This is a genomic window from Aquabacterium humicola (assembly GCF_030167915.1).
GTDB lineage: Bacteria > Pseudomonadota > Gammaproteobacteria > Burkholderiales > Burkholderiaceae_C > Pseudaquabacterium > Pseudaquabacterium humicola.
This window is the reverse complement of the sequence record NZ_JARGNB010000002.1, coordinates 1,161,653-1,182,509: the sequence shown is the minus strand read 5'-3', so window position 1 is coordinate 1,182,509 and position 20,857 is coordinate 1,161,653. Positions and strand designations below refer to the sequence as shown.

The following is a 20,857-nucleotide window of genomic DNA, read 5'->3' as shown; positions in this document are numbered from 1 at the left end:
GCCCCGCTACACTGGCGCGCTGACGTTCGTTTGGGGACAAGACGATGCGATGGGACCGCGCTTTCTGGATCGCGGCGATCGGCCTGGTGGCCGTTCTGCCGGTCCAGGCCCAGTGGAAGTGGAAGGACGCCAAAGGCCAGGTGCACGCCAGCGACCTGCCGCCCCCGCGCGAAATCCCCGAGAAGGACGTTCTGCAGCGCCCCACGGAAGTCAAGCGCACGCCGGCCAATGCCGCGTCGGCGCCCACCGCTCTACAGCCATCCGCGCCCGCGCAGGCAGCCGCCAAACCCCGCGTCGACCCCGAGATCGAAGCACGCCGCGTGCGCGCCGAGCAGGAGCAGCAGGCGAAGGCCAAGGCGGCCGAGGACCGCAACGCCGCGACCCGGGCCGAGAACTGCGCCCGCGCGAAGCAGCAGCTCGCGACGATCGACAGCGGCATGCGCATGGCCCGCGTCAACGACAAGGGCGAGCGCGAGGTGCTCGACGACAAGGCGCGCGCCGAAGAGGCGCAGCGCGCGCGGCAGATCATCCAGTCGGAGTGCCGCTGAGGCGCCCGAAACCGGCAACAGGGGCCGTGCCTACCGTCGCGGTGCGCGCTTGATGCCGTCGCGCCGGTAGCGCTGCCGCCGCGCCTCCTTCGGATCCACCTGCAGCGGGCGGTAGAGCTCGATGCGGTCGCGCTCGCGCAGCGGTGCCGACAGCTCGCAGCGGCGTCCCCAGAGGCCCGGCAGCAGCGCGTCGAAGACCGCCGCGCCGAAACGTTCGCGCCATCCGCTGCGGGCCAGCGCGTCGGCCACCGTCGCGCCGGCGGGCAGGCGCAGCGCGAGCAGCTCGACGGCATGCGGCCCGGCCGCGTAGACCAGCTCGACGCCGATGGTCGCCGCGTCGCCGGGCACGTCAGCGGGCGCCATAGACCTGCTCTGCCCGTTGCACGAACGAATCGACGAAGGTGTTCGCCACCCGGTCGAACACGGGGCTCAGCACGACCTCGAGCGCGCTGCTGTTGAAGGCGTAGCGCAGGTCGAACTCGATGCGGCAGGCCGGCGCGCCGCTGCCGGGGCCGATGGGCTTGAACAGCCAGGTGCCGTCGAGCACCGAGAACGGGCCGTCGATCAGGTCCATCGAGACCGACTCGCCCGGCGCGTGCTGGTTGCGGGTGGTGAAGGCGTGGTGCAGGCCGGCGTAGACGAGGTGCAGCCGCACCGTCATGCCGCCCTCGTCTTCCTCCATCACCTCGGCGCGTTCGCACCAGGGCAGGAACGTCGGGTACGACCGACAGTCGGTCACCAGCTCGTACATCTCCCGCGGCGAGTACCAGAGCAGGACGGACTTCCGGACGTGCTTCATACAATGCGCCGGATTCTAGGGGCCGCCTCTCGGTCGCCATCCCTCTCACTTGGAGGACGGCCGAGCGGCCCCATCTCATTTGCACCCATGGCCAACGCCCCTGCCCCGATCGCCGAGAACCGCCGCGCGCGCTACGACTACCACCTCGAGGAGTTCTACGAGGCCGGTGTCGTGCTGGCCGGCTGGGAGATCAAGGCCATCCGCGCCGGCCAGGTGCAGCTGACCGACGGCTATGTGCTGGTCCGCGACGGCGAGCTGTTCCTGATCGGCTGCCGCATCAACGCGCTGCGCTCGGCCTCGACGCACGTCAACCCCGAGGCCGACCGCACCAAGAAGCTGCTGATGCACAAGGCCGAGATCAAGCGCCTCGTCGGCAAGGTCGAGCAGAAGGGCTTCACGCTGGTGCCGGTGAACCTGCACTACAAGGGTGGCCGGGTGAAGGCCGACATCGCGCTGGCGAAGGGCAAGGCCCAGCACGACAAGCGCGACACCGAGAAGAAGAAGGACTGGGAGCGTGAGAAGGGGCGGCTGATGCGGCACAAGGTGTCGTCGCCCGGCGCCAAGGACTAGCGCGGCGCCGCCGCGACGCTACAGCGGCTTCTTCAGCCAGTGCCCCAGTTCGCCGATGATGCCGCGGCGGAAGGCCAGCACGCAGATCACGAAGATCACGCCCTGCACCACCGTCACCCAGGCACCGAGCTGCGCCAGGTAGTTCTGCATCGTGATGATCACTGCGGCACCGACCACCGGCCCGAACAGCGTGCCCATGCCGCCCACCAGCGTCATCAGCACCACCTCGCCGGACATCGACCAGTGCACGTCGGTCAGCGAGGCCAGCTGGAAGACCAGCGACTTCGTCGCCCCCGCGAGGCCGGCCAGTCCGGCGGACAGCACGAAGGCGATCAGCTTGTAGCGGTCGGTGTCGTAGCCGAGGGACAGCGCGCGCTGCTCGTTCTCGCGGATCGCCTTCAGCACCTGGCCGAAGGGCGAATGCACCGTGCGCCAGATCAGGCCGAAGCCCGCGAGGAAGATCACGTACACCAGCCCGTACATGGCCCAGACGTTCTTCAGGTCGATGAACCCGAAGAGATGGCCGCGCGGCACGGCCTGGATGCCGTCCTCGCCGCCGGTGAACTTCGCCTGCAGGCAGAAAAAGAACACCATCTGCGCCAGCGCCAGCGTGATCATCGCGAAGTAGATGCCCTGGCGACGGATCGCCAGCAGCCCGGCGCCGAAGCCCAGCAGCACCGCGGTACCGGTGCCGCAGAGGATCGCGAGCTCCGGCGTCAGGCCCCAGACCTTGGCCGCATGCGCCGAGATATAGCCCGCGCTGCCGAGGAACATCGCGTGGCCGAAGGACAGCAGGCCGCCGAAGCCGATCAGCAGGTTGAATGCGCAGGCGAACAGCGCGAAGCACATCAGCTTCATCATGAACACCGGGTACACCACCAGCGGTGCGGCGAGCAGCACGAGCGCCATCACGGCGAAGGCGATCAGGTGCACGCGGCGGCCGCTGGCGGCGTCGGCAGCAGCGGTTCCCGAGGTCGACCCCGGCAGCACGGCGCTCATCGCGGCCTCCGCCGGGCCGCCCCAGGGAGGCCGCGCGTCCCCTCGGGGGACCACGAGCGAAGCGAGCTGAGGGGCCTCATTTCTGCGTCCCGAACAGGCCGGCCGGCTTCAGCAGCAGCACGATGGCCATGATGATGAAGATCACCGTGTTCGACGCCTCCGGGTAGAACACCTTCGTCAGTCCCTCGATCAGCCCGAGGCCGAAGCCGGTGACGATGGCGCCGCTGATCGAGCCCATGCCGCCGATCACGACGACCGCGAATACGACGATGATCAGGTCCGCCCCCATCTGCGGGCTGACCTGGTAGATCGGCGCGGCCATCACGCCGGCCAGCGCCGCCAGCCCGACCCCGAAGCCGTAGGTCAGCGTGATCATGCGCGGCACGTCGACGCCGAAGGCCTGCACCAGCTTCGGGTTCTCGGTGGCCGCGCGCAGGTAGGCACCGAGCTTGGTGCGCTCGATCACGAACCAGGTTCCGAAGCACACCACGCCCGAGGCCACCACCACCCAGGCGCGGTAGTTCGGCAGGAACATGAAGCCCAGGTTCTGCCCGCCCTGCAGCGACTCGGGGATCTGGTAGGGCTGGCCCGACGAGCCGTACTCGTTGCGGAACAGGCCCTGCACGATCAGCGCGAGGCCGAAGGTCAGCAGCAGGCCGTAGAGGTGGTCGAGCTGGTACAGCCGGCTCAGCATGAAGCGCTCGATCACGACGCCCGTGGCGCCCACCACCACCGGCACGATCGCCAGCGACCACCAGTAGCCCAGCCCCAACTTCTGCATCAGCAGCCAGGCGCAGAACGCGCCCATCATGTACTGCGCGCCGTGGGTGAAGTTGATGATGTTCAGCAGGCCGAAGATCACCGCCAGGCCGAGTGACAGCAGCGCATAGAACGAGCCGTTGATCAGCCCGATCAGCAACTGGCCGAACAGGGCCTGGCTGGGGATGCCAAAGATCTCCATGAACCTTCGACCTGCGCCGCGCTTACTTCACCAGAGGACAGCCGCCTTCGGCCAGCGGACGGAATGCCTGGTCGGCCGGAATCGTCGAGCGCACCTTGTACAGGTCCCACGGGCCCTTCGATTCGGACGGCTTCTTCACCTCGACCAGGTAGGCCGGGTGCAGCTTGCGGCCGTCGGCGCGGATCGAGCCCTTGCCGAACAGCGGGTCGTCGGTCGGCATCTTCTTCATCTGCTCGATCACCTTCGCGCCGTCGTCGGTCTTGATCGCCTCGATGGCCTTCAGGTAGTGCAGCACCGACGAGTAGACGCCGGCATGGATCATCGTCGGGTAGTTGTTGCGCGGCGCCTGCTCGGAGAAGCGCTTGGCGAAGGCGCGCGTCGCGTCGTTCAGATCCCAGTAGAAGGTCTCGGTGAAGATCAGGCCCTGCGCGGTCTGCAGGCCCAGCGCCTTCACGTCGGTCAGGAATACCAGCAGGCCGGCGAGGTTCTGCCCGCCCTTGCCGATGCCGAACTCGGCCGCCTGCTTGATCGAGTTGATCGTGTCGCCACCGGCGTTGGCCAGGCCGATGATCTTGGCCTTCGAGGTCTGCGCCTGCAGCAGGAAGGACGAGAAGTCGGTGCCCGGGAACGGGTGCCGCACCTTGCCCAGCACCTTGCCACCGTTCTTCAGCACCACCGCCTCGGTGTCGCGTTCGAGCGCATGGCCGAAGGCGTAGTCGGCGGTCAGGAAGAACCACGAGTCACCGCCGGTCTTGACGATCGCGCTGCCGGTGCCATTGGCCAGCATCCAGGTGTCGTAGGTCCAGTGGATGGTGTTCGGCGAACAGGCCTTGCCGGTCAGGTCCGACGTGGCCGGTCCGGAGCCGAGGAAGGCCTTGCCCTTCTCGCGCGTGATCTGGTTGACCGCCAGCGCGACCGACGACGTCGGCACGTCGACGATCACGTCGACCTTGTCGGTGTCGTACCAGGCGCGTGCGATCGTCGAGCCGACGTCGGGCTTGTTCTGGTGGTCGGCGCTGACGATCTCGACCTTCATGCCCTTCTTCGCGGCGCCGAAGTCCTCGACCGCCATCTTCGCGGCGACCACCGAGCCGGGCCCGGTCAGGTCGGCATAGAGGCCCGACATGTCGTTGAGCACGCCGATCTTGATCACGCCGTCGGAGATCTGCGCCGCGGCGCCGCCGGCCGCGGCCGCGGCCGCCAGGCCGATCACCGAACGGATCAGGACGGAGGAACGCTTGGTGTCTTGCATCTGTCACTCTCCTAAGTCAGTGGGAACAACGTGGGGCTATACGCCGAGCAGCTCGTGCAGCAGCCCCATCTTCGAGTCCAGTTCGGCCGCGGTGAATCCTTCGACGATGCGGCCGTGCTCCATCACGTAGAGGCGGTCGGCCAGCGGCGCGGCGAAGCGGAAGTTCTGCTCGACCATCACGATCGTCAGCCCCTTCTCGCGCAGCAGCCGGATCGCGCGGCCCAAGGCCTGCACGATCACCGGCGCCAGGCCCTCGGAAATCTCGTCCAGCAGCAGCAGCTTCGCGCCGGTGCGCAGGATGCGCGCCACCGACAGCATCTGCTGCTCGCCGCCCGACAGCCGCATGCCCGGGCTGGCGCGCCGCTCCTTCAGGTTCGGGAACAGCGTGTAGATCTCGTCGACCGTGAAACCGCCTTCGGCCACCGGCGGCGGCAGCAGCAGGTTCTCCTCGCAGTTCAGGCTGGCGAAGATGCCGCGTTCTTCCGGGCAATAGCCCAGCCCCAGGCGCGCGATCTTGTGCGGCGGCAGCGCGATGGCTTCGGTGCCGCCGATGCGGATCGACCCGGTGCGGCGGCCGACGAGGCCGAGGATGGCCTTCAGCGTGGTGGTGCGGCCGGCGCCGTTGCGGCCGAGCAAGGTGACGACCTCGCCGCGATGCACCTCGAGGTCGACACCATGCAGGATGTGCGACTCGCCGTAGAAGGCATGCACGTCCTTGAGCTGCAGCAGCGGGGTCCCCTCAGCCATGCGCGCCCTCCAGCTGCGCCTCGGCCGAGCCCATGTAGGCCTCCAGCACCTGCGGGTTCTTCGACACCACCGCGTACGGCCCCTCGGCGATCACCTGCCCGCGCTGCAGCACGCTGATGGTGTCGGCGATGCTGGCGACGACGTTCATGTTGTGCTCGACCATCAGCACCGTGCGGTTCGCGGCGACGCGCTTGATCAGCTGCGTCACGCGTTCGACGTCCTCGTGGCCCATGCCCTGCGTCGGCTCGTCCAGCAGCATCAGCTTCGGGTTCAGCGCCAGCGTCGTCGCGATCTCGAGCGCGCGCTTGCGGCCGTAGGGCAGCTCGGCGGTCACGGTGCCCGCGTGCTCGCGCAGGCCCACCGTCTCCAGCAGCTCGAGGGCGCGCCCGTTGAGCTGGTCGAGCGAACGCTCCGAGCGCCAGAAGTGCATCGAGGTGCCGAGCTCGCGCTGCAGGCCGATGCGCACGTTCTCCAGCACCGACAGGTGCGGGAAGGTGGCCGAGATCTGGAACGACCGGATGACGCCGCGCCGCGCGATCTGCGCCGGCTTCTCGGTCGTGATGTCCTGGCCCTCGAACAGGATGCGCCCGCGCGTCGGGATCAGGAACTTGGTCAGCAGGTTGAAGACGGTGGTCTTGCCCGCGCCGTTGGGCCCGATCAGCGCGTGGATCTGCCCGCGCTTCACGCGCAGGTTGACCCCGCTGACGGCGACGAAGCCCTTGAACTCCTTGACCAGGTCCCGGGTCTCGAGGATGACGTCGTCGCCGTTCATCGGTCCTTTCGGATATTCAGATCATCCAGATCACTCTGGTGCCCGCCGCAGTGTCTCCATGACCGGCCGCCTGAGCACTTCGCGCAAACCCCACCAGCCCGCCGTCAGGGCCAACACGGCCCCCACCAGTGTGCCGATCAGCGGCACCCACGGGCTCGGCGCCCAGGTGAACTCGAACACCTGCCGCGCCATCACGCCGCCGACCACCATCGCGGCCACCGACGCCAGCAGCCCCGCCAGCGCGCCGATGCCCAGCAGCTCGGCGCGCTGCATGTGGCGCAGCAACGCCGAGCCGGCCCCCACCGCGCGCATCACCGCGTACTCGCGCGAGCGGCTCTCGCGCGTGGCCGCTACCGCGGCGAACAGGACCACCAGCCCGGCCGCCAGCGTGAAGCCGAACAGGAACTCGACCGCGCGGATCACCTGGTCCAGCACCTGCTGCACCTGTGTCAGCTGCACCGAGACGTCGACGTTGGTGATGTTCGGGAACTGGCGCGACAGGCCCGAATCGAAGCCCGGCGTCACCGGCGCGCGGAAGGCGCTGATGTAGCTGACCGGCACGTCGCTCATCGCCGACTGCGGGAAGATCACGAAGAAGTTGACCCGCATCGACTGCCACTCGACCTTGCGCAGGCTGGTGATGCGGGCCTCCTTCTGGATGCCGCCGATGTCGAAGCGCAGGCGGTCGCCGAGCTTGAGCTTCAGCGTCTGCGCGAGGCCTTCCTCGACACTCAGGCCATCGGCCTGCTCCGCCACCCAGGTGCCGGCCGACACCGTGTTGTGCCCCGGCAGCACCGCGGAATGGCTGACGTTGAACTCGCGCTCGACCAGGCGCTTCGCCCGGTCCTCGGCGTACTGCGCCGGCCCCACCTCCTGCCCGTTCACCGCCACCAGCCGGGCGCGGATCATCGGGTACCAGTCGTAGCGCGCGATGCCGGCGGCCTTCAGCGTCGCCTGGAAGGCCTCGCCCTGCTCGGGCTGCAGGTTGATCACGAAGCGGTTCGGCGCGTCCTTCGGCGTCGCCTGGCGCCACGCGGCGATCAGGTCGGTGCGCAGCAGCACCAGCAGCACCAGCGCCAGCAGGCCGACCGCCAGCGCCGAGACCTGCAGCACTGCGAAGGCCGGCCGCGCGGCGAGCTGGCGCGTCGCCAGCACCAGCCAGCGCGGCGCGCGGCTCTCGGGCACGGTGCGCTTGAGCACCATCACGGCCACCCAGGCGAGGAAGGCGAAGAGCCCGATCGCCGCCGCGAAGCCGCCGACCGCGATCAGCCCGAGCAACAGGTCCGAGGACGCGGCGACCAGCAGCGCCGCGAAGCCGGCACCGCCGGCCAGCAGCACGCCGACCGACGCCGCCTTCAGCCCGCCGACGTCGCGACGGATCACCCGCAGCGGCGGCACGCGCGCCAGCTGCAGCACCGGCGGCAGCCCGAAGGCCACCAGCAGCGTCAGCCCGACGCCGATGCCGAAGAACGCCGGCGTCAAGGTCGCCGCCGGCAGCGCGGCGTCGAGCAGGTTGGCCAGCAGGCGCACGAAGATGAAGTGCACCGCGAAGCCGAGCGCGACGCCGAGCGCACTGGCCAGCAGCCCGACCGCGCCGAATTCCAGCGCGTAGGCGCCGGCGATCGCCCGCTGCGGCGCGCCCAGCACGCGCAGCATCGCGCAGTCGTCGAGGTGGCGCTGTGCAAAGTCACGCGCCGCGATGGCCACCGCCACCGCCGCCAGCAGCGCCGCCAGCAGCGCGACGAGGTTCAGGAAACGCTGCGCCCGGTCCAGCGTCTGCCGCATCTCGGGCCGGCCGGACTCGAGCGATTCGGTCCGCAGCCCGCGCAGCCTGGCCTCGGCGATGTGCGTTTCGGCCCAGCGCACGAATTCGCGCACCTGGGCATCCCGGCCCTCGGGCGCGGCCACCGCGAGGCGGTAGGTCACGCGGCTCGCCGGCTGGATCAACCCGGTGGCCGCGAGGTCGGCGGCATGCAGCATCACGCGCGGCGCGAAGCTCATGAAGCCGGCGCCGCGGTCGGGCTCCATCACGATGATGCGGTCGATAACCAGGCGCTGGTCGCCCAGCAGCAACGCATCGCCCACACGCAGTGCCAGCGATTCCAGCAGCGACGCATCGGCCCAGACACGTCCGCGCGGCGGGCCAGCGCTCACGTCCTGCGGCGCGCCGTCCGCGGCGGCCTGCACGCGCATTGCGCCGCGCAGCGGGTAACCGTCGCCGACCGCCTTCAGCGCGACCAGGCGGGTATCGCCGCCCTTGTCGTCGGGCGCGCGCGCCATGCTGGGAAAGCTGGCCGTCGCGACGCTGCGCAGCCCCAGCGCAGCCGCCTTCTCGGCGAACGCGGGCGGCGCCGGCTGGTCGCTGGCGATCACCGCATCGCCGCCGAGCAGCGCCCGCGCGTCGCGCGCCAGCGCCGCTTCGAGCCGGCTGGCGAAGAAGCCGACGGCCGTCAGCGCCGCCACCGCCAGCATCACCGCGACCATCAGCAGCCGCAGTTCGCCGGCCCGGAAGTCGCGCCAGCCCTGGCGCCAGGCCAGCGCCAGCATCGAGACCGGCAAGCTCGGCGCCGGCGACTGCACAGTTCGGTCCATGGGGCGCGACGGTACACCAAGGCCGGCGAGCGGCCGGGCTGAAGCGTGCGTGCAGTGGGGTCGAACGATGGTGGGCACGTCCGCTGCTCCAATGAGCGTCATGAACACCTCGCTGCTGCCCCCGGTCTTCGTCTCGCACGGCTCCCCGATGACGGCGCTCGAGCCCGGCGCCACCGGTCCGTTCTGGAGCCGGCTGGGGCCGGCACTGGACGCGCTGGCCGGCCGGCCGCGGGCGATCCTGGCGGTGTCGGCGCACTCGCTGGCGCGCGAGCCGGTGCTGCTGGCGGCGCCCGACCACGCGACGGTGCATGACTTCGGCGGATTCCCCGAGGCGCTGTACCGCCTGCGCTACGACACCGCCGGCGCGCCGGCGCTGGCGCGCGAGGTTGCCGAACTGCTGCGGAGCGCCGGCCTGCCGGCGCAGCGCGTCGACGAAGGCGGCCTGGACCACGGCATCTGGACGCCGCTGCGTTTCGTCTACCCGCAGGCCGACGTGCCGGTGCTGCCGCTGGCCTTCCCGCCCGACTGGGCGCCGGCCCGGCTGTTCGCCCTGGGCGAGGCCTTGCAGCCGCTGGCCGCCGACGGCGTGTGGATCCTGGCCACCGGCAGCATCACGCACAACCTGCGCATGCTGTTCGGCGCCGCGCAGCGCCCGCCGCTCGATGCGCCGGAGATCGCGCAGAGCGCCGCGTTCCGGCGGTGGTTCGTCGATCGCAGCGCGGCGCGCGACTGGGACGCGCTGCTGGACTACCGCGCGCAGGCGCCGCATGCCGCGCTGATGCATCCGAGCGACGAGCACCTGCTGCCGTGGTACGTGGCGGCCGGCGCCGGCGGCCGCGCGGCCCCGCCGCAGCGCCTGCACGATGCGCTGACCTACGGCTGCCTCGGCATGGACGCCTATGCGTTCGGCCCGGCTGCGCCAGCGCTCATGCAGGCGCTGCAGCCGGCAGCCGCCGCGGCGCCGGCGTAGGGCCGGCAGCCGCTGCTGTCACGCCGGCGGCTTGCTCCTACACTCGGCGGCATGTGTGCCGCCCCGCTGCAGATCACCACCGAGCGGCTCGAGCTCGTTGCCACGGAACCGTCGCTGGCCGAGCCCGTGGCCGCGTTCTACCAGCGCAATGCCGCTCACTTCGCGCGCTGGGACCCCCCGCTGCCGCCCGACCACGCCAGCCCGCCGCGGGTGCGCGAGTCGCTGGTCGAGGGCGAAGCGGCCTTCGAGCAGGGCCGCAGCCTGCGCTGGTGGCTGCAGCCGCGCGGCAAGCCGGGCTGGGTGATCGGCTCGGTGCACCTGTCGAATCTCGTGCGCGGCCCGATGCAGGGCTGCACGCTGGGTTACGCGCTCGACGTGCAGCACACCGGCCGCGGCTTGATGCACGAAGCGCTGGGCGCGGTGATCGGCGAGGCCTTCGCGCCGACCATCAACCTGCACCGCATCCAGGCCGCGGTGCGGCCGGAGAACGCGCCCAGCCTGCGCGTCGTGCAGCGCCTGGGCTTCGCCGAGGAAGGCCTGGCGCGCGACTACCTGTACATCGACGGCGCGTGGCGCGACCACCGCATCTTCGCGCTGCTGAACCCGCACTTCGTGCGACCGCAGAGCTGGCCGCGCGCGGTCGGCTGAGCGGCTAGGGCCTGTTAACGCTATGGGAGGGCCCTAGTCGGGCTGCGGCCACAAGGCCAGGCCGCCCTGCAGGCTCCACGCCTGTGCGTGCCCCAGGCGGCGCAGCGCCCGCGCGGCCTGCGCGCTGCGGTTGCCGGCCCGACAGACGAAGAGCAGCGGCCGCTGCGCCGGCAGCGCCAGCCAGTCCGGCAAGGCATCGAGCAGCGCCGACAGCGGCACCTGCCGGATGTCGGCCGAACGAAGCGCCCCCCGCTCGAGGACCGTCAGCGCGCCGACGCGCTGTTCGTAGGATTCGCGCACGTCGACCACCAGCGGCGCCAGCGGGCCGGCGAGCATCGCGTCCAGCTGCGCGCCGTCCAGTTCGACGCTCGCCAGCGAGGCGCGGGCCCCGACGCTCGTTCCACAGGCCATCGTCTGGCACGCGGTGGGCGGCACATGCCGCTCCAGGTCCGCCTTGGCCGCGGCGAAGGCTTCGGCGTGCAGCACGGCGTCGAGGGCCCCGGCCAGCAGCGGCTGCAGCAGGCGTTCGGAGGCCAGCGTGCAGGCGAAGTGGTCGTCGTAGTCGTGCCCCGGCAGCAGCAGCGCGCGCGGCCCGACGGCGTCCTGGAGCCGGCGCAGGGAGTCGGCGAACGACAGCGGCGCGCTCTGCGCGAAGTCGCTGCGCCCGAGCGCGCCGGGCATCACGGTATCGCCGACGAAGGCGAAACAGGCGCCCTCCGCGTCCTTCAGCAGGTAGGCGGTCGAGTCCGCCGTGTGCCCCGGCACCGCCAGCCGCGTCAGGCGGTGGCGGCCGAGCACGAGGGCGCTGGCACCATCGGGCCAGCCGAGCGCATCGCCGGCGTGCGTTTCGAGCAGCGATGGCGCCAGGGCCGCGCGCAGCGCCTGGGCGGACGACGCGTGGTCGCCGTGGCTGTGCGTGTCGAGCACCGCCGCGACGGTGAAGCCGCGGCAGCCCACCCATTGGACGATGCGCGCCGTCAGTTCCGGCAGGGGATCGATCACGACGCAGCGCCGGCTGGCGGCATCGGCGACGATGTAGCAGCAGGCGCCCGCCACGACGAAGCGCGTCAGCACGGGGGTCTGCGCACCGCCGGCGCCCGGCGCCGATGCGCTCAGGCAACTCTCGCGCAGCGATGCGCCGCAGGCGCCGATGCGGTCGCAGGCTTCCTCGATCAGCCCGGCCCCATCGGCCGGACCGAAGGACAGGCGCACAGCGGCCCGCGTCTGCCAGTCGGGCAGGCCCATCGCCTCGAGCACGTGACTGGGGCGGGCCGCCGCGGCGCTGCAGGCCGAGCCGCCGCTGACGCGCAGCCCGGCGGCATCGAACAGGTCGAGCAGCAGCTTGGAGCTCAGGCCCGGCACCGAGAAGTTCAGCGTCGTCGGCAGCGCCAGCGCGGCCGGCGCGTTGAAGACGATGCCCGGGAAGGCCTCGCGCAAGGCCGTGGCCAGGCGCTCGCGATGGCGGGCGAGCGTCGCCGCGTCGCAGAAGGTCTCGCCGTCCGCCAGCGCCCGCAGCACCGCGCCGAGCGCCGCGATGCCAGGCATGTTCTCGGTGCCGGCACGCAGCGCGCCTTCCTGTCCACCGCCGGCCTGCAGCGGCGTGAAGGGCGCACCGTCGCGCACGTACAGCAGGCCGACGCCCTTGGGCGCATAGAGCTTGTGTCCCGAGAACGGCGCGTAGTCGATGCGGCGCTCGACCAGCTTCAGCGGCAGCTTGCCCAGCGCCTGCACGCCGTCGACCAGCCACAGCGCCGGGCTGCCGGCCAGCGCGGCGGCGATGCCGTCCAGGTCGCTGATCACGCCGGTCTCGTTGTTGGCGGCCATCGTGCAGACCAGGCCGGCCTGCGGCGCGTGCTCGCGCAGCCAGCGCAGGTCATGCCGGCCATCCGGCCCCACCGGGATGGCCTGGATCGGCAGGTCCAGCGCCAGCACCGCGTTCCAGTGCTTCAGCGCTTCGGCGACGGCCTTGTGCTCGGTGGCACCGTACAGCAGGCTCAGCGCGCGGCCATCGCCGGCAGCGCGCCGCCGGCGCAGCTCGGTCAGCGCCGACAGCACCGCCGTCTGGATGCCTTCGGTCGCGCCGCTGGTGAAGAACAGCTCGCCGCCTTCGGCGCCGATCACGCGGCGCGCGGTCGTGCGCACCTCGTCGAGCAGGGCCCGGGCCTTCAGCCCCGAGCCATGCAGGCTGCTCGGGTTGCCGTAGACCTCGGCCATCACCGCCAGCGCGGCGGCCTGGGCCTGCGGCAGCACCGGGGTGGTGGCATTGGCGTCGAGGTAGATGTCCATGGGCCACCATTGTCGATAGTCAAGGCGGAATCCGCGTGCAAAATCGAGCTCGAAACCTGCAATTCATGGAAGCACATTCCCTTTGACATGCCAATCCAGAAACTCGATTCCATCGACCGCAAGCTGCTCGATATCCTGCAGCAAGCCGCCGACACGCCGATCGCCGAACTCGCCGCCCAGGTCGGCCTGTCGCAGACGCCCTGCTGGCGCCGGGTGCAGCGCCTGAAGGAATCGGGGGTCATCACGCGCAACGTGATGCTGGTCGACCGCGACAAGGTGAACGTCGGGGTGACGGTGTTCGTCTCGGTGCGCACGAGCACGCACAGCCAGGACTGGTTCGACCGCTTTCGCGCCGCGGTCGAGGCGATTCCGGAGGTCGTCGAGTTCTACCGCATGAGCGGCGACGTCGATTACCTGCTGCGCGTGGTGGTGCCGGACATCGCCGCGTACGACCGGGTCTACAAGCGGCTGATCGCCGGCACGCAGCTCTTCGACGTGTCGTCGAGCTTCGCGATGGAGGAGATCAAGTTCACCACCGCGCTGCCGCTGGGCTACGCGGCGTGAACCGGCCTCCAGCGGGCCGACGGGCCGACGGGCCAACAGGCCGACGGGCCAACGGGCCTGCGGGCCTGCGGGCCGACCTGCCGATGGGCCCGCGGCGCGTGGCCCTCAGCGGCTCAGCGCGCCGACGGCACGCTGCCCGTCACGCCCTGCACCAGCCAGTCCATGCCGGCGATCTGCGCGTCGTCCAGCGCGCCATGCGCCAGGCGTTCGCGGCCGGTGTTGTCGACCAGCCGGCCGCTGAAGGGCTTGAAGCGCCCGCTGACGATGGCCTGGCGGCGCGCTTCGAGATCGGCCTTCAGCGCCGGCGGCAGCGCCGGGTTCAGCGCCGACAGCTGCACGAAGCCGTCCTTCATGCCGCCCCACACCGGCTGCGGCTTCCAGCTGCCGGCGATCACCGACTTCGCCACCTGCGTGTAGTAGCCGCCCCAGTGGTGCGTCACCGCGGCCAGCTGCGCCTTCGGCGCGAACTTGCCCATGTCGCTCTGGTAGGCCAGCACCGCGACGCCCTTCTCCTCGGCGGTCTGCGGCACGACCGGCGAACCGCTGTGGTTGGTCAGCACGTCGGCGCCCTGGTTGATCAGCGCCAGCGCGGCCTCGCGCTCCCTGGCCGGGTCGAACCAGGTGTTGAGCCAGGTCAGCTTCAGCTGGGCGGAAGGGTTGGCCGCCTGCATGCCGAGCGCGAAGGCGTTGATGCCCTGCACCACCTCGGGCACCGGGAAGCCGGCGACATAACCCGCGATGCCCGACTTGCTGTGCTTGCCGGCCAGGTAGCCGGCGAGCCAGCGGGCCTCGTAATAACGCGCGTTGTACGTGTTGACGTTCGCGGCCGTCTTGTAGCCGCCGGCATGCTCGAACTTCACGTTCGGGAATTCGGACGCGACGCGCAGCGCCGGCTCCAGGTAGCCGAAGCTGGTGGCGACGATCAGGCCGCAACCGTCGCGGGCGAGGTCGCGCATCACGCGCTCGCTGTCCGGGCCTTCGGCCACCGCCTCGACGAAGCGCGAGCGGACCTCGGCGCCCAGCGCCTTGTCCATGGCCTGCCGACCCTGGTCGTGCTGGTAGCTCCAGCCGGCCTGGCCGACCGGGCTGACGTAGACGAAGCAGGCTTGCAGCGGGGGCGCGGCGCGGGGCCCGGTGCTGGCCAGCGCCAGCGAAACAAGCGCTAGGGCCGATGCGGCGGCGCGCTTGAGGTTTTTGTGCATGGTTGTCCTCGACATGGCCCCTTGAATGGACAACGCCGGCCGCGGGGGCACGCGGCCGGCGTCTTGAAGCACGAATTGTCGCAGATCGGGGTTTGCCCCTTGGGGGGAAGCCCGCACGGCCCGGGTCTTGCAGCACCGACCCCCGATTAGCATGGTGGCCACACCACACAAGGAGGACGCATGACCCATCGCACGCACCATCCTGGCCCGTCGCGCACCGCCGCCATCCTCGGCCTGGCGTTCGCGGGCACGCTGGCTATCCTGGCGGCACCGGCCGCGTCGGCAAAGACCTTCGTCTACTGCTCCGAAGGCTCGCCCGAGAACTTCACGCCCGCGCTGAACACCACCGGCACCAGCTTCGACGCGGCGCGCCCGGTCTACGACCGGCTGACGCACTTCACCCGCGGCTCGACGCAGGTCGAGCCCGGCCTCGCCGAGAGCTGGACGGTGTCGCCCGACGGCAAGGTCTTCACCTTCAAGCTGCGCAAGGGCGTGAAGTTCCATGCCGCCGGCGGCTTCAAGCCCACGCGCGACTTCAACGCCGACGACGTGCTGTTCTCGTTCGAGCGCCAGTGGAAGACCGAGCATCCGTACCACAAGGTCTCCGGCGGCAAGTACGACTACTTCGCCGACATGGGCCTGCCCGACGACCTGCAGGCGATCGAGAAGGTCGATGCCAACACCGTGCGCTTCACCTTGAAGCGCGCCAACGTCACGATGCTCGCCAACCTGGCGATGGACTTCGCGTCGATCCATTCGGCCGAGTACGCCGACTTCCTGGCCAAGCAGAACAAGAAGGAGCAGCTCGACCAGGTGCCGGTGGGCACCGGCCCGTTCTCCTTCGTCACCTACCAGAAGGACGCGGTGATCCGTTTCAAGGCCAACAAGGACTACTGGGGCCCGGCCGCCGAGAAGGCGCAGTTCGACGACCTGGTGTTCGCGATCACGCCCGATCCGACCGCGCGTTATTCGAAACTGAAGGCCGGCGAGTGCCACTTCGTCATCGCGCCGCGCCCGGCCGACCTGCCCGAGATGCAGAAGGACCCGAAGCTGCAGGTCATCAACCAGCCGGGCCTGAACATCGCGTACTGGGCCTTCAACACCCAGAAGGCGCCCTTCGACAAGAAGGAGGTGCGCCAGGCCTTCAGCATGGCGATCGATCGCGCGGCGATCATCAAGGACGTCTACCTCGGTGCCGGCCAGCCGGCGAAGAACCTGATCCCGCCGACGCTGTGGTCGTACAACGACAAGGTGCAGGCGCTGCCCCACGACGCGAACCAGGCGAAGGCGCTGCTGGCCAAGGCCGGCGTGAAGACGCCGCTGGACGTCGACCTCTGGTACATGCCGGTGCAGCGGCCCTATAACCCGAACGCCAAGCGCATCGCCGAGATGATGCAGGCGGATCTGGCGAAGATCGGCGTCAACGCCAAGCTCGTGACCTACGAGTGGGGCGAGTACCGCAAGCGCATGCAGCAGGGCGAGCACATGACCGGCCTGCTCGGCTGGACCGGCGACAACGGCGATCCCGACAACTTCTTCTTCCTGCACGGCTGTGAAGCGGCGCGCCCCGGTGGCCAGAACCTGTCGAAGTGGTGCGACAAGGCCTTCGACGAGCGCCTGCAGAAGGCACGCGCGATCGCCGACACGAAGGAGCGCACCAGGCTGTACCAGGAAATGCAGCAGATCGAGGCCGACGAGGTGCCGGACTTCAAGATCGCGCACTCGGTGGTCTACGAGGTGATGCGCAAGGAGGTGAGCGGTTTCAAGCAGAGCCCCTTCGGCTCCCACCAGTTCAACGGCGTGAGTCTCAAGTAACCCCCCGGAGCGGCCTGGCGGCCGCCTCCCCCCAGGGGGCCGCCCCAGCGGCCCGGCAAAGCCGGTTCCGCGGCACGAGACCTCGGCACCCCCCGGAGCGGCTGCGCCGGGCCCCCTCGGGCTAGCGCCCTCTCCCCCCGGGGGGCCACCCCAGCGGCCCGGCGGAGCCGGCTCCGCGGCGTGTGCTTGGGAAGACGCTCTGCTGCAAAACGACGATCGATGCTCCGCTTCCTATTGCGCCGCCTGGCGCTGACGCTGCCGACTTTCGTCGCGCTGATGTTCGTCACCTTCGTCGCGATCCGCCTGGTGCCGGGGGATCCGGTGGAGGTGCGTGTCGGCGAGCGCGGCATCAGCGCGGAGCGGCTGGCGATGTTCCGCAAGGAACTGGGTCTGGACCAGCCGGTGTGGAAGCAGTTCGTCGACTACATGGCGCAGTTGCTGCAGGGCGACTTCGGCACCTCGCTGGCGACGAACCAGAAGGTGCTGACCGAGTTCGCCGCGCTGTTCCCCGCGACGCTGGAGCTCGGCTTCGCCGGCATGCTGTTCGCGGTGCTGATCGGCATCCCCGCCGGCACCATCGCCGCCGCGAGACGCGGCACGATCTTCGACCAGGCGCTGATGGGCCTGTCGGTCACCGGCTACTCGATGCCGATCTTCTGGTGGGGCCTGCTGCTGATCATGTTCGTCGCCGAGGCCTGGGGGCTGACGCCGGTGTCGGGCCGCATCGACCTGATCAAGTACTACTTCGAGCCGGTGACCGGCTTCATGACCATCGACGCCTGGCTGTCGGGCCAGGACGGCGCGGTGCTCGACGCGCTGCACCACCTGGTGCTGCCGGCCATCGTGCTCGGCACCATCCCGCTGGCGGTGATCGCCCGCATGACGCGCTCGGCGATGCTGGAGGTGCTGAACGAGGACTACGTGCGCACCGCGCGCGCCAAGGGCCTGCCGCCGTGGCGCGTGATCGGCCTGCATGCGCTGCGCAACGCGCTGATCCCGGTGGTCACGATCATCGGCCTGCAGGTCGGCACGCTGATGGCCGGCGCGGTGCTCACCGAAACCATCTTCTCGTGGCCCGGCGTCGGCAAGTGGCTGATCGAATCGATCTCGCGCCGCGACTATCCCGCGCTGCAGGGCGGCGTGATGCTGATCTCGTCGATCGTCATCGTCGTGAACCTGGTGGTCGACCTGACCTACGGGCTGATCAACCCGCGCATCCGCCATGGCTGAGACCACCGAGCGGGGCCCGTCGAGCCAGCCCGGCCCCTTCCGCGAGCCCGGCCCGCTGCGCGCCTTCTGGCACGCCTTCCGCGAGAACCGGGGCGCGCTCGGCGGGCTGGTCGTCGTGCTGCTGGTGGTGGCGATCGCGTTGCTGGCCGACCTGATCGCGCCCTACTCGCCGACCGAGCAGTTCCGCGACGCGGTGCGCGCCGCGCCGATGTGGGCCGACGGCGGCTCGTCACGCTTCGTGCTTGGCACCGACAGCCTGGGCCGCGACATGCTGTCGCGCCTGATCCACGGCGCCCGCATCTCGCTGTTCATCGGCCTCGCGGTGATGGGCGTGTCCTTCATCCTCGGCGTGCTGATGGGGCTGGCCTGCGTCGCCTCGCCGGGGCCGATGGGCCAGGCGGTGGACGTGATGATCACGCGGCTGATGGACCTGATCATGGCGGTGCCGAGCCTGGTGCTGGCGATCCTGGTCGTCGCGGTGCTCGGGCCCAGCCTCACCAACACCATCGTCGCGGTGACCGTCGTCTACCTGCCGCGCTACGTGCGGCTGGTGCGCGCGTCGGCGCTGGCGGAGCTGGGCAAGGACTACGTCACCGCGGCGAGGGTCTCGGGTGTCGGCCGCGTGCGGCTGCTCTTCGCCACCGTGCTGCCGAACTGCCTGTCGCCGCTGATCGTGCAGGCCGCGCTCGGCGTGTCGGACGCGATCCTCGAGGCCGCCGCGCTCGGCTTCCTCGGCCTCGGTGCACAACCGCCGACCGCCGAGTGGGGCACGATGCTCGCCGACGCCCGCGAGTTCATCCGTTCGAACCCCTGGCTGGTGACGCTGCCGGGCATGGCGATCCTGGTGACAGTGGTGTCGATCAACCTCGCGGGCGACGGCCTGCGCGACGCGCTCGACCCCAAGATGAGGCGATCGTGAATCCCCTTCTCGAAGTCCGCGGCCTGACCGTGCGCTTCCCGACGCGCCACGGCGCCTTCACCGCGGTCGACGGCATCGACATCGTCGTCGAACGCGACGAGGTGCTGGGCATCGTCGGCGAGTCGGGCTCGGGCAAGTCGGTCGCGATGCTGGCGATCATGGGCCTGCTGCCGTGGTCCGCGCAGGTGCTGGCCGAGCGCATGGCCTTCGACGGGCGCGAGCTGCAGACGCTGGCGCCGAAACAGCGACGGCAGCTAGTCGGCAAGGACATCGCGATGGTCTTCCAGGAGCCGATGTCCTCGCTGAACCCCTGCTTCACGGTCGGCTGGCAGGTCGGCGAAGCGCTGGCCACGCACATGAAGCTCGACCGCGACGCCCGCCGCCGCCGCGTGATCGAGCTGCTCGAGCAGGTCGGCATCCCCGATGCCGCGCGCCGTGCCAGCGCCTTCCCGCACCAGCTGTCCGGCGGCATGTGCCAGCGGGTGATGATCGCGATGGCGCTGGCCTGCAAGCCGCGCCTGCTGATCGCCGACGAGCCGACCACCGCGCTCGACGTGACGATCCAGGCGCAGATCCTCGAGCTGCTGATGACGCTGCGGCGCGAGGCCGGCATGGCGCTGGTGCTGATCACGCACGACCTCGGCGTCGTCGCCGAGACCGCCGACCGCGTGATCGTGCAGTACGCCGGCCGCCAGGTCGAATCCGGGCCGGCCGAGACGCTGTTCAGCGATCCGCACCACCCCTACACCGCGGCCCTGCTCGATGCGCTGCCCGAGCGCGCCGACGGCCGCCGGCTGGACGCCATCCCCGGTCTCGTGCCCGGCGCGCACGACCGCCCGCCCGGCTGCCTGTTCGCGCCCCGCTGCCGCTTCGTTCAGCCGCGCTGCGCGATCGCCCCCGGCGCCGCGGACGATACGCTCGGCCGCGCGCTGTGCCACACGCCGCTGCTGCAGGGGCATCCGATGGAGCCTCGCTCGTGATCGCGCCGGCGGTGCTGCAGGCCGAGGACCTGAAGCGCGACTACGCCGTGCGCCGCGGTCCGTTCCGCGCCGCGGCCACGGTGCATGCGCTGGCCGGCGTGTCCTTCACGCTGGCCGCCGGCCGCACGCTGGCGATCGTCGGCGAATCGGGCTGCGGCAAGTCGACGCTGGCGCGGCTGCTGACGATGGTCGAGCCGCCGAGCGCCGGCCGGCTGCGGGTCGACGGCCACGACGTCGCGCAGACGCAGGCCTCGGGCAGCAACGCGGAACGGCGAGCGCTGCGCCGCGCGGTGCAGATCGTCTTCCAGAACCCCTACGGCTCGCTGAACCCGCGCCAGACCGTCGGCGCCGCACTCGCCGAGCCGCTGCAGGTCAACGGCATGCGCGATGCCGCCGAGCGCGAACACAGGGCCCGCACGATGCTCCAGCGCGTCGGCCTGCGCGACGAGCACTTCGGGCGCTATCCGCACATGTTCTCCGGCGGCCAGCGCCAGCGCATCGCGATCGCCCGCGCGCTGATGCTGCAGCCGCGCGTGCTGGTGCTCGACGAGCCGGTGTCGGCGCTCGACGTGTCGATCCGCGCGCAGGTGCTGAACCTGCTGGCCGAGCTGCAGGACGCCTTCGGCGTCGCCTACGCCTTCATCTCGCACGACCTCTCGGTGGTGCGGCACGTCGCCGACGAGGTGGCGGTGATGTACCTCGGCCGCATCGTCGAGCAGGCCCCGCGCGACGTGCTGTTCGAAGCGCCGCAGCACCCGTACACGCAGGCACTGCTGTCGGCGACGCCGACCGTCGACCGCGCGGCCCGCCGCCAGCGCATCGTGCTGAAGGGCGAGCTGCCGTCGCCGCTGCGACCGCCGGCGGGCTGTCCGTTCCACACCCGCTGCCCGGAGGCGGTCGAACGCTGCCGCGCCGAGCGACCGGCGCTGCGGCCGATACCCGACGAGCCGGCGCGCACGGTCGCCTGCTGGCTGCGCCCGGGTTGAGGGGCGCGAGGCCGCGC

The 20,857-nt window shown here is 70.7% G+C and carries 20 protein-coding genes; 10 read left to right on the top strand and 10 right to left on the bottom strand.

What is annotated here, in order from left to right; genetic code table 11:
- The first annotated feature begins 44 nt into the window (after positions 1-44).
- Positions 45-548 (top strand): DUF4124 domain-containing protein, encoded by a 504-nt coding sequence (locus P1K89_RS15685; RefSeq protein ID WP_284617368.1) that lies wholly within the window; start codon positions 45-47, stop codon positions 546-548.
- Between the two features lie 30 nt (positions 549-578).
- Here P1K89_RS15685 and P1K89_RS15680 read toward each other — a convergent pair whose 3' ends face one another.
- Together P1K89_RS15680 and P1K89_RS15675 are read right to left on the bottom strand one after the other, a co-directional pair.
- Positions 579-911 carry an RnfH family protein gene (locus P1K89_RS15680; protein ID WP_284617367.1) on the bottom strand — a complete coding sequence of 111 codons (333 nt, stop codon included), beginning with the start codon at positions 909-911 and terminating at the stop codon, positions 579-581.
- On the bottom strand, positions 898-1,347 hold the full coding sequence (locus P1K89_RS15675; protein ID WP_284617366.1) for a type II toxin-antitoxin system RatA family toxin: 450 nt from the start codon (positions 1,345-1,347) through the stop codon (positions 898-900). Before P1K89_RS15675 ends, P1K89_RS15680 begins: the two co-directional genes overlap by 14 nt.
- A gap of 87 nt (positions 1,348-1,434) precedes the next feature.
- Here P1K89_RS15675 and smpB point away from each other — a divergent pair, with 87 nt between their 5' ends.
- The gene (gene smpB, locus P1K89_RS15670; RefSeq protein ID WP_284617365.1) at positions 1,435-1,917 is read left to right on the top strand and encodes an SsrA-binding protein SmpB; all 483 of its coding nucleotides are present in this window, start codon (positions 1,435-1,437) and stop codon (positions 1,915-1,917) included.
- An 18-nt stretch (positions 1,918-1,935) separates the two neighbouring features.
- Here smpB and P1K89_RS15665 read toward each other — a convergent pair whose 3' ends face one another.
- The 6 genes from P1K89_RS15665 to P1K89_RS15640 all read right to left on the bottom strand — a co-directional run bounded on the left by P1K89_RS15665 (position 1,936) and on the right by P1K89_RS15640 (position 9,240).
- On the bottom strand, positions 1,936-2,916 hold the full coding sequence (locus P1K89_RS15665; RefSeq protein ID WP_439897984.1) for a branched-chain amino acid ABC transporter permease: 981 nt from the start codon (positions 2,914-2,916) through the stop codon (positions 1,936-1,938).
- A 76-nt stretch (positions 2,917-2,992) separates the two neighbouring features.
- The gene (locus P1K89_RS15660) at positions 2,993-3,877 is read right to left on the bottom strand and encodes a branched-chain amino acid ABC transporter permease (RefSeq protein WP_284617364.1); all 885 of its coding nucleotides are present in this window, start codon (positions 3,875-3,877) and stop codon (positions 2,993-2,995) included.
- Positions 3,878-3,899: 22 nt separating this feature from the next.
- Complete coding sequence (locus P1K89_RS15655) at positions 3,900-5,129, bottom strand: ABC transporter substrate-binding protein (RefSeq protein WP_284617363.1); 1,230 nt, start codon at positions 5,127-5,129, stop codon at positions 3,900-3,902.
- Positions 5,130-5,165: 36 nt separating this feature from the next.
- Positions 5,166-5,876 carry an ABC transporter ATP-binding protein gene (locus P1K89_RS15650; protein WP_284617362.1) on the bottom strand — a complete coding sequence of 237 codons (711 nt, stop codon included), beginning with the start codon at positions 5,874-5,876 and terminating at the stop codon, positions 5,166-5,168.
- Complete coding sequence (locus P1K89_RS15645) at positions 5,869-6,648, bottom strand: ABC transporter ATP-binding protein (protein ID WP_284617361.1); 780 nt, start codon at positions 6,646-6,648, stop codon at positions 5,869-5,871. Before P1K89_RS15645 ends, P1K89_RS15650 begins: the two co-directional genes overlap by 8 nt.
- Positions 6,649-6,678: 30 nt before the next feature.
- Complete coding sequence (locus P1K89_RS15640) at positions 6,679-9,240, bottom strand: ABC transporter permease (RefSeq protein WP_284617360.1); 2,562 nt, start codon at positions 9,238-9,240, stop codon at positions 6,679-6,681.
- Between the two features lie 100 nt (positions 9,241-9,340).
- On the opposite strand from P1K89_RS15640, the gene P1K89_RS15635 reads away from it, so the two are divergent.
- Together P1K89_RS15635 and P1K89_RS15630 are read left to right on the top strand one after the other, a co-directional pair.
- Positions 9,341-10,210 carry a dioxygenase family protein gene (locus P1K89_RS15635; RefSeq protein ID WP_284617359.1) on the top strand — a complete coding sequence of 290 codons (870 nt, stop codon included), beginning with the start codon at positions 9,341-9,343 and terminating at the stop codon, positions 10,208-10,210.
- A gap of 51 nt (positions 10,211-10,261) precedes the next feature.
- Positions 10,262-10,858 carry a GNAT family N-acetyltransferase gene (locus tag P1K89_RS15630; protein ID WP_284617358.1) on the top strand — a complete coding sequence of 199 codons (597 nt, stop codon included), beginning with the start codon at positions 10,262-10,264 and terminating at the stop codon, positions 10,856-10,858.
- A 33-nt stretch (positions 10,859-10,891) separates the two neighbouring features.
- Here P1K89_RS15630 and P1K89_RS15625 read toward each other — a convergent pair whose 3' ends face one another.
- The gene (locus P1K89_RS15625; protein WP_284617357.1) at positions 10,892-13,144 is read right to left on the bottom strand and encodes an aminotransferase class V-fold PLP-dependent enzyme; all 2,253 of its coding nucleotides are present in this window, start codon (positions 13,142-13,144) and stop codon (positions 10,892-10,894) included.
- A gap of 87 nt (positions 13,145-13,231) precedes the next feature.
- On the opposite strand from P1K89_RS15625, the gene P1K89_RS15620 reads away from it, so the two are divergent.
- Positions 13,232-13,708: an Lrp/AsnC family transcriptional regulator gene (locus tag P1K89_RS15620; RefSeq protein ID WP_284617356.1), complete on the top strand. Its 477-nt coding sequence runs from the start codon at positions 13,232-13,234 to the stop codon at positions 13,706-13,708.
- Positions 13,709-13,821: 113 nt separating this feature from the next.
- Here P1K89_RS15620 and P1K89_RS15615 read toward each other — a convergent pair whose 3' ends face one another.
- A complete protein-coding gene (locus tag P1K89_RS15615) occupies positions 13,822-14,910 on the bottom strand; it encodes a BMP family ABC transporter substrate-binding protein (RefSeq protein WP_284617355.1) in 1,089 nt (362 codons plus the stop codon).
- A 180-nt stretch (positions 14,911-15,090) separates the two neighbouring features.
- Between P1K89_RS15615 and P1K89_RS15610 the strand changes: the two genes are divergently transcribed.
- The 5 genes from P1K89_RS15610 (at position 15,091) to P1K89_RS15590 (ending at position 20,840) form a co-directional block, all read left to right on the top strand.
- Entirely contained in the window at positions 15,091-16,725 is a 1,635-nt protein-coding gene (locus tag P1K89_RS15610) for an ABC transporter substrate-binding protein (protein WP_284617354.1), read from the top strand.
- Between the two features lie 219 nt (positions 16,726-16,944).
- Positions 16,945-17,955, top strand: a complete 1,011-nt coding sequence (locus tag P1K89_RS15605; protein WP_284617353.1) for an ABC transporter permease subunit — start codon at positions 16,945-16,947, stop codon at positions 17,953-17,955.
- On the top strand, positions 17,948-18,874 hold the full coding sequence (locus tag P1K89_RS15600; RefSeq protein WP_284617352.1) for an ABC transporter permease subunit: 927 nt from the start codon (positions 17,948-17,950) through the stop codon (positions 18,872-18,874). The genes P1K89_RS15605 and P1K89_RS15600 overlap by 8 nt, the downstream gene beginning before the upstream one ends.
- Positions 18,871-19,854 (top strand): ABC transporter ATP-binding protein, encoded by a 984-nt coding sequence (locus P1K89_RS15595; RefSeq protein ID WP_284617351.1) that lies wholly within the window; start codon positions 18,871-18,873, stop codon positions 19,852-19,854. Before P1K89_RS15600 ends, P1K89_RS15595 begins: the two co-directional genes overlap by 4 nt.
- The gene (locus P1K89_RS15590) at positions 19,851-20,840 is read left to right on the top strand and encodes an ABC transporter ATP-binding protein (RefSeq protein WP_284617350.1); all 990 of its coding nucleotides are present in this window, start codon (positions 19,851-19,853) and stop codon (positions 20,838-20,840) included. The genes P1K89_RS15595 and P1K89_RS15590 overlap by 4 nt, the downstream gene beginning before the upstream one ends.
- Positions 20,841-20,857 lie beyond the last annotated feature (17 nt).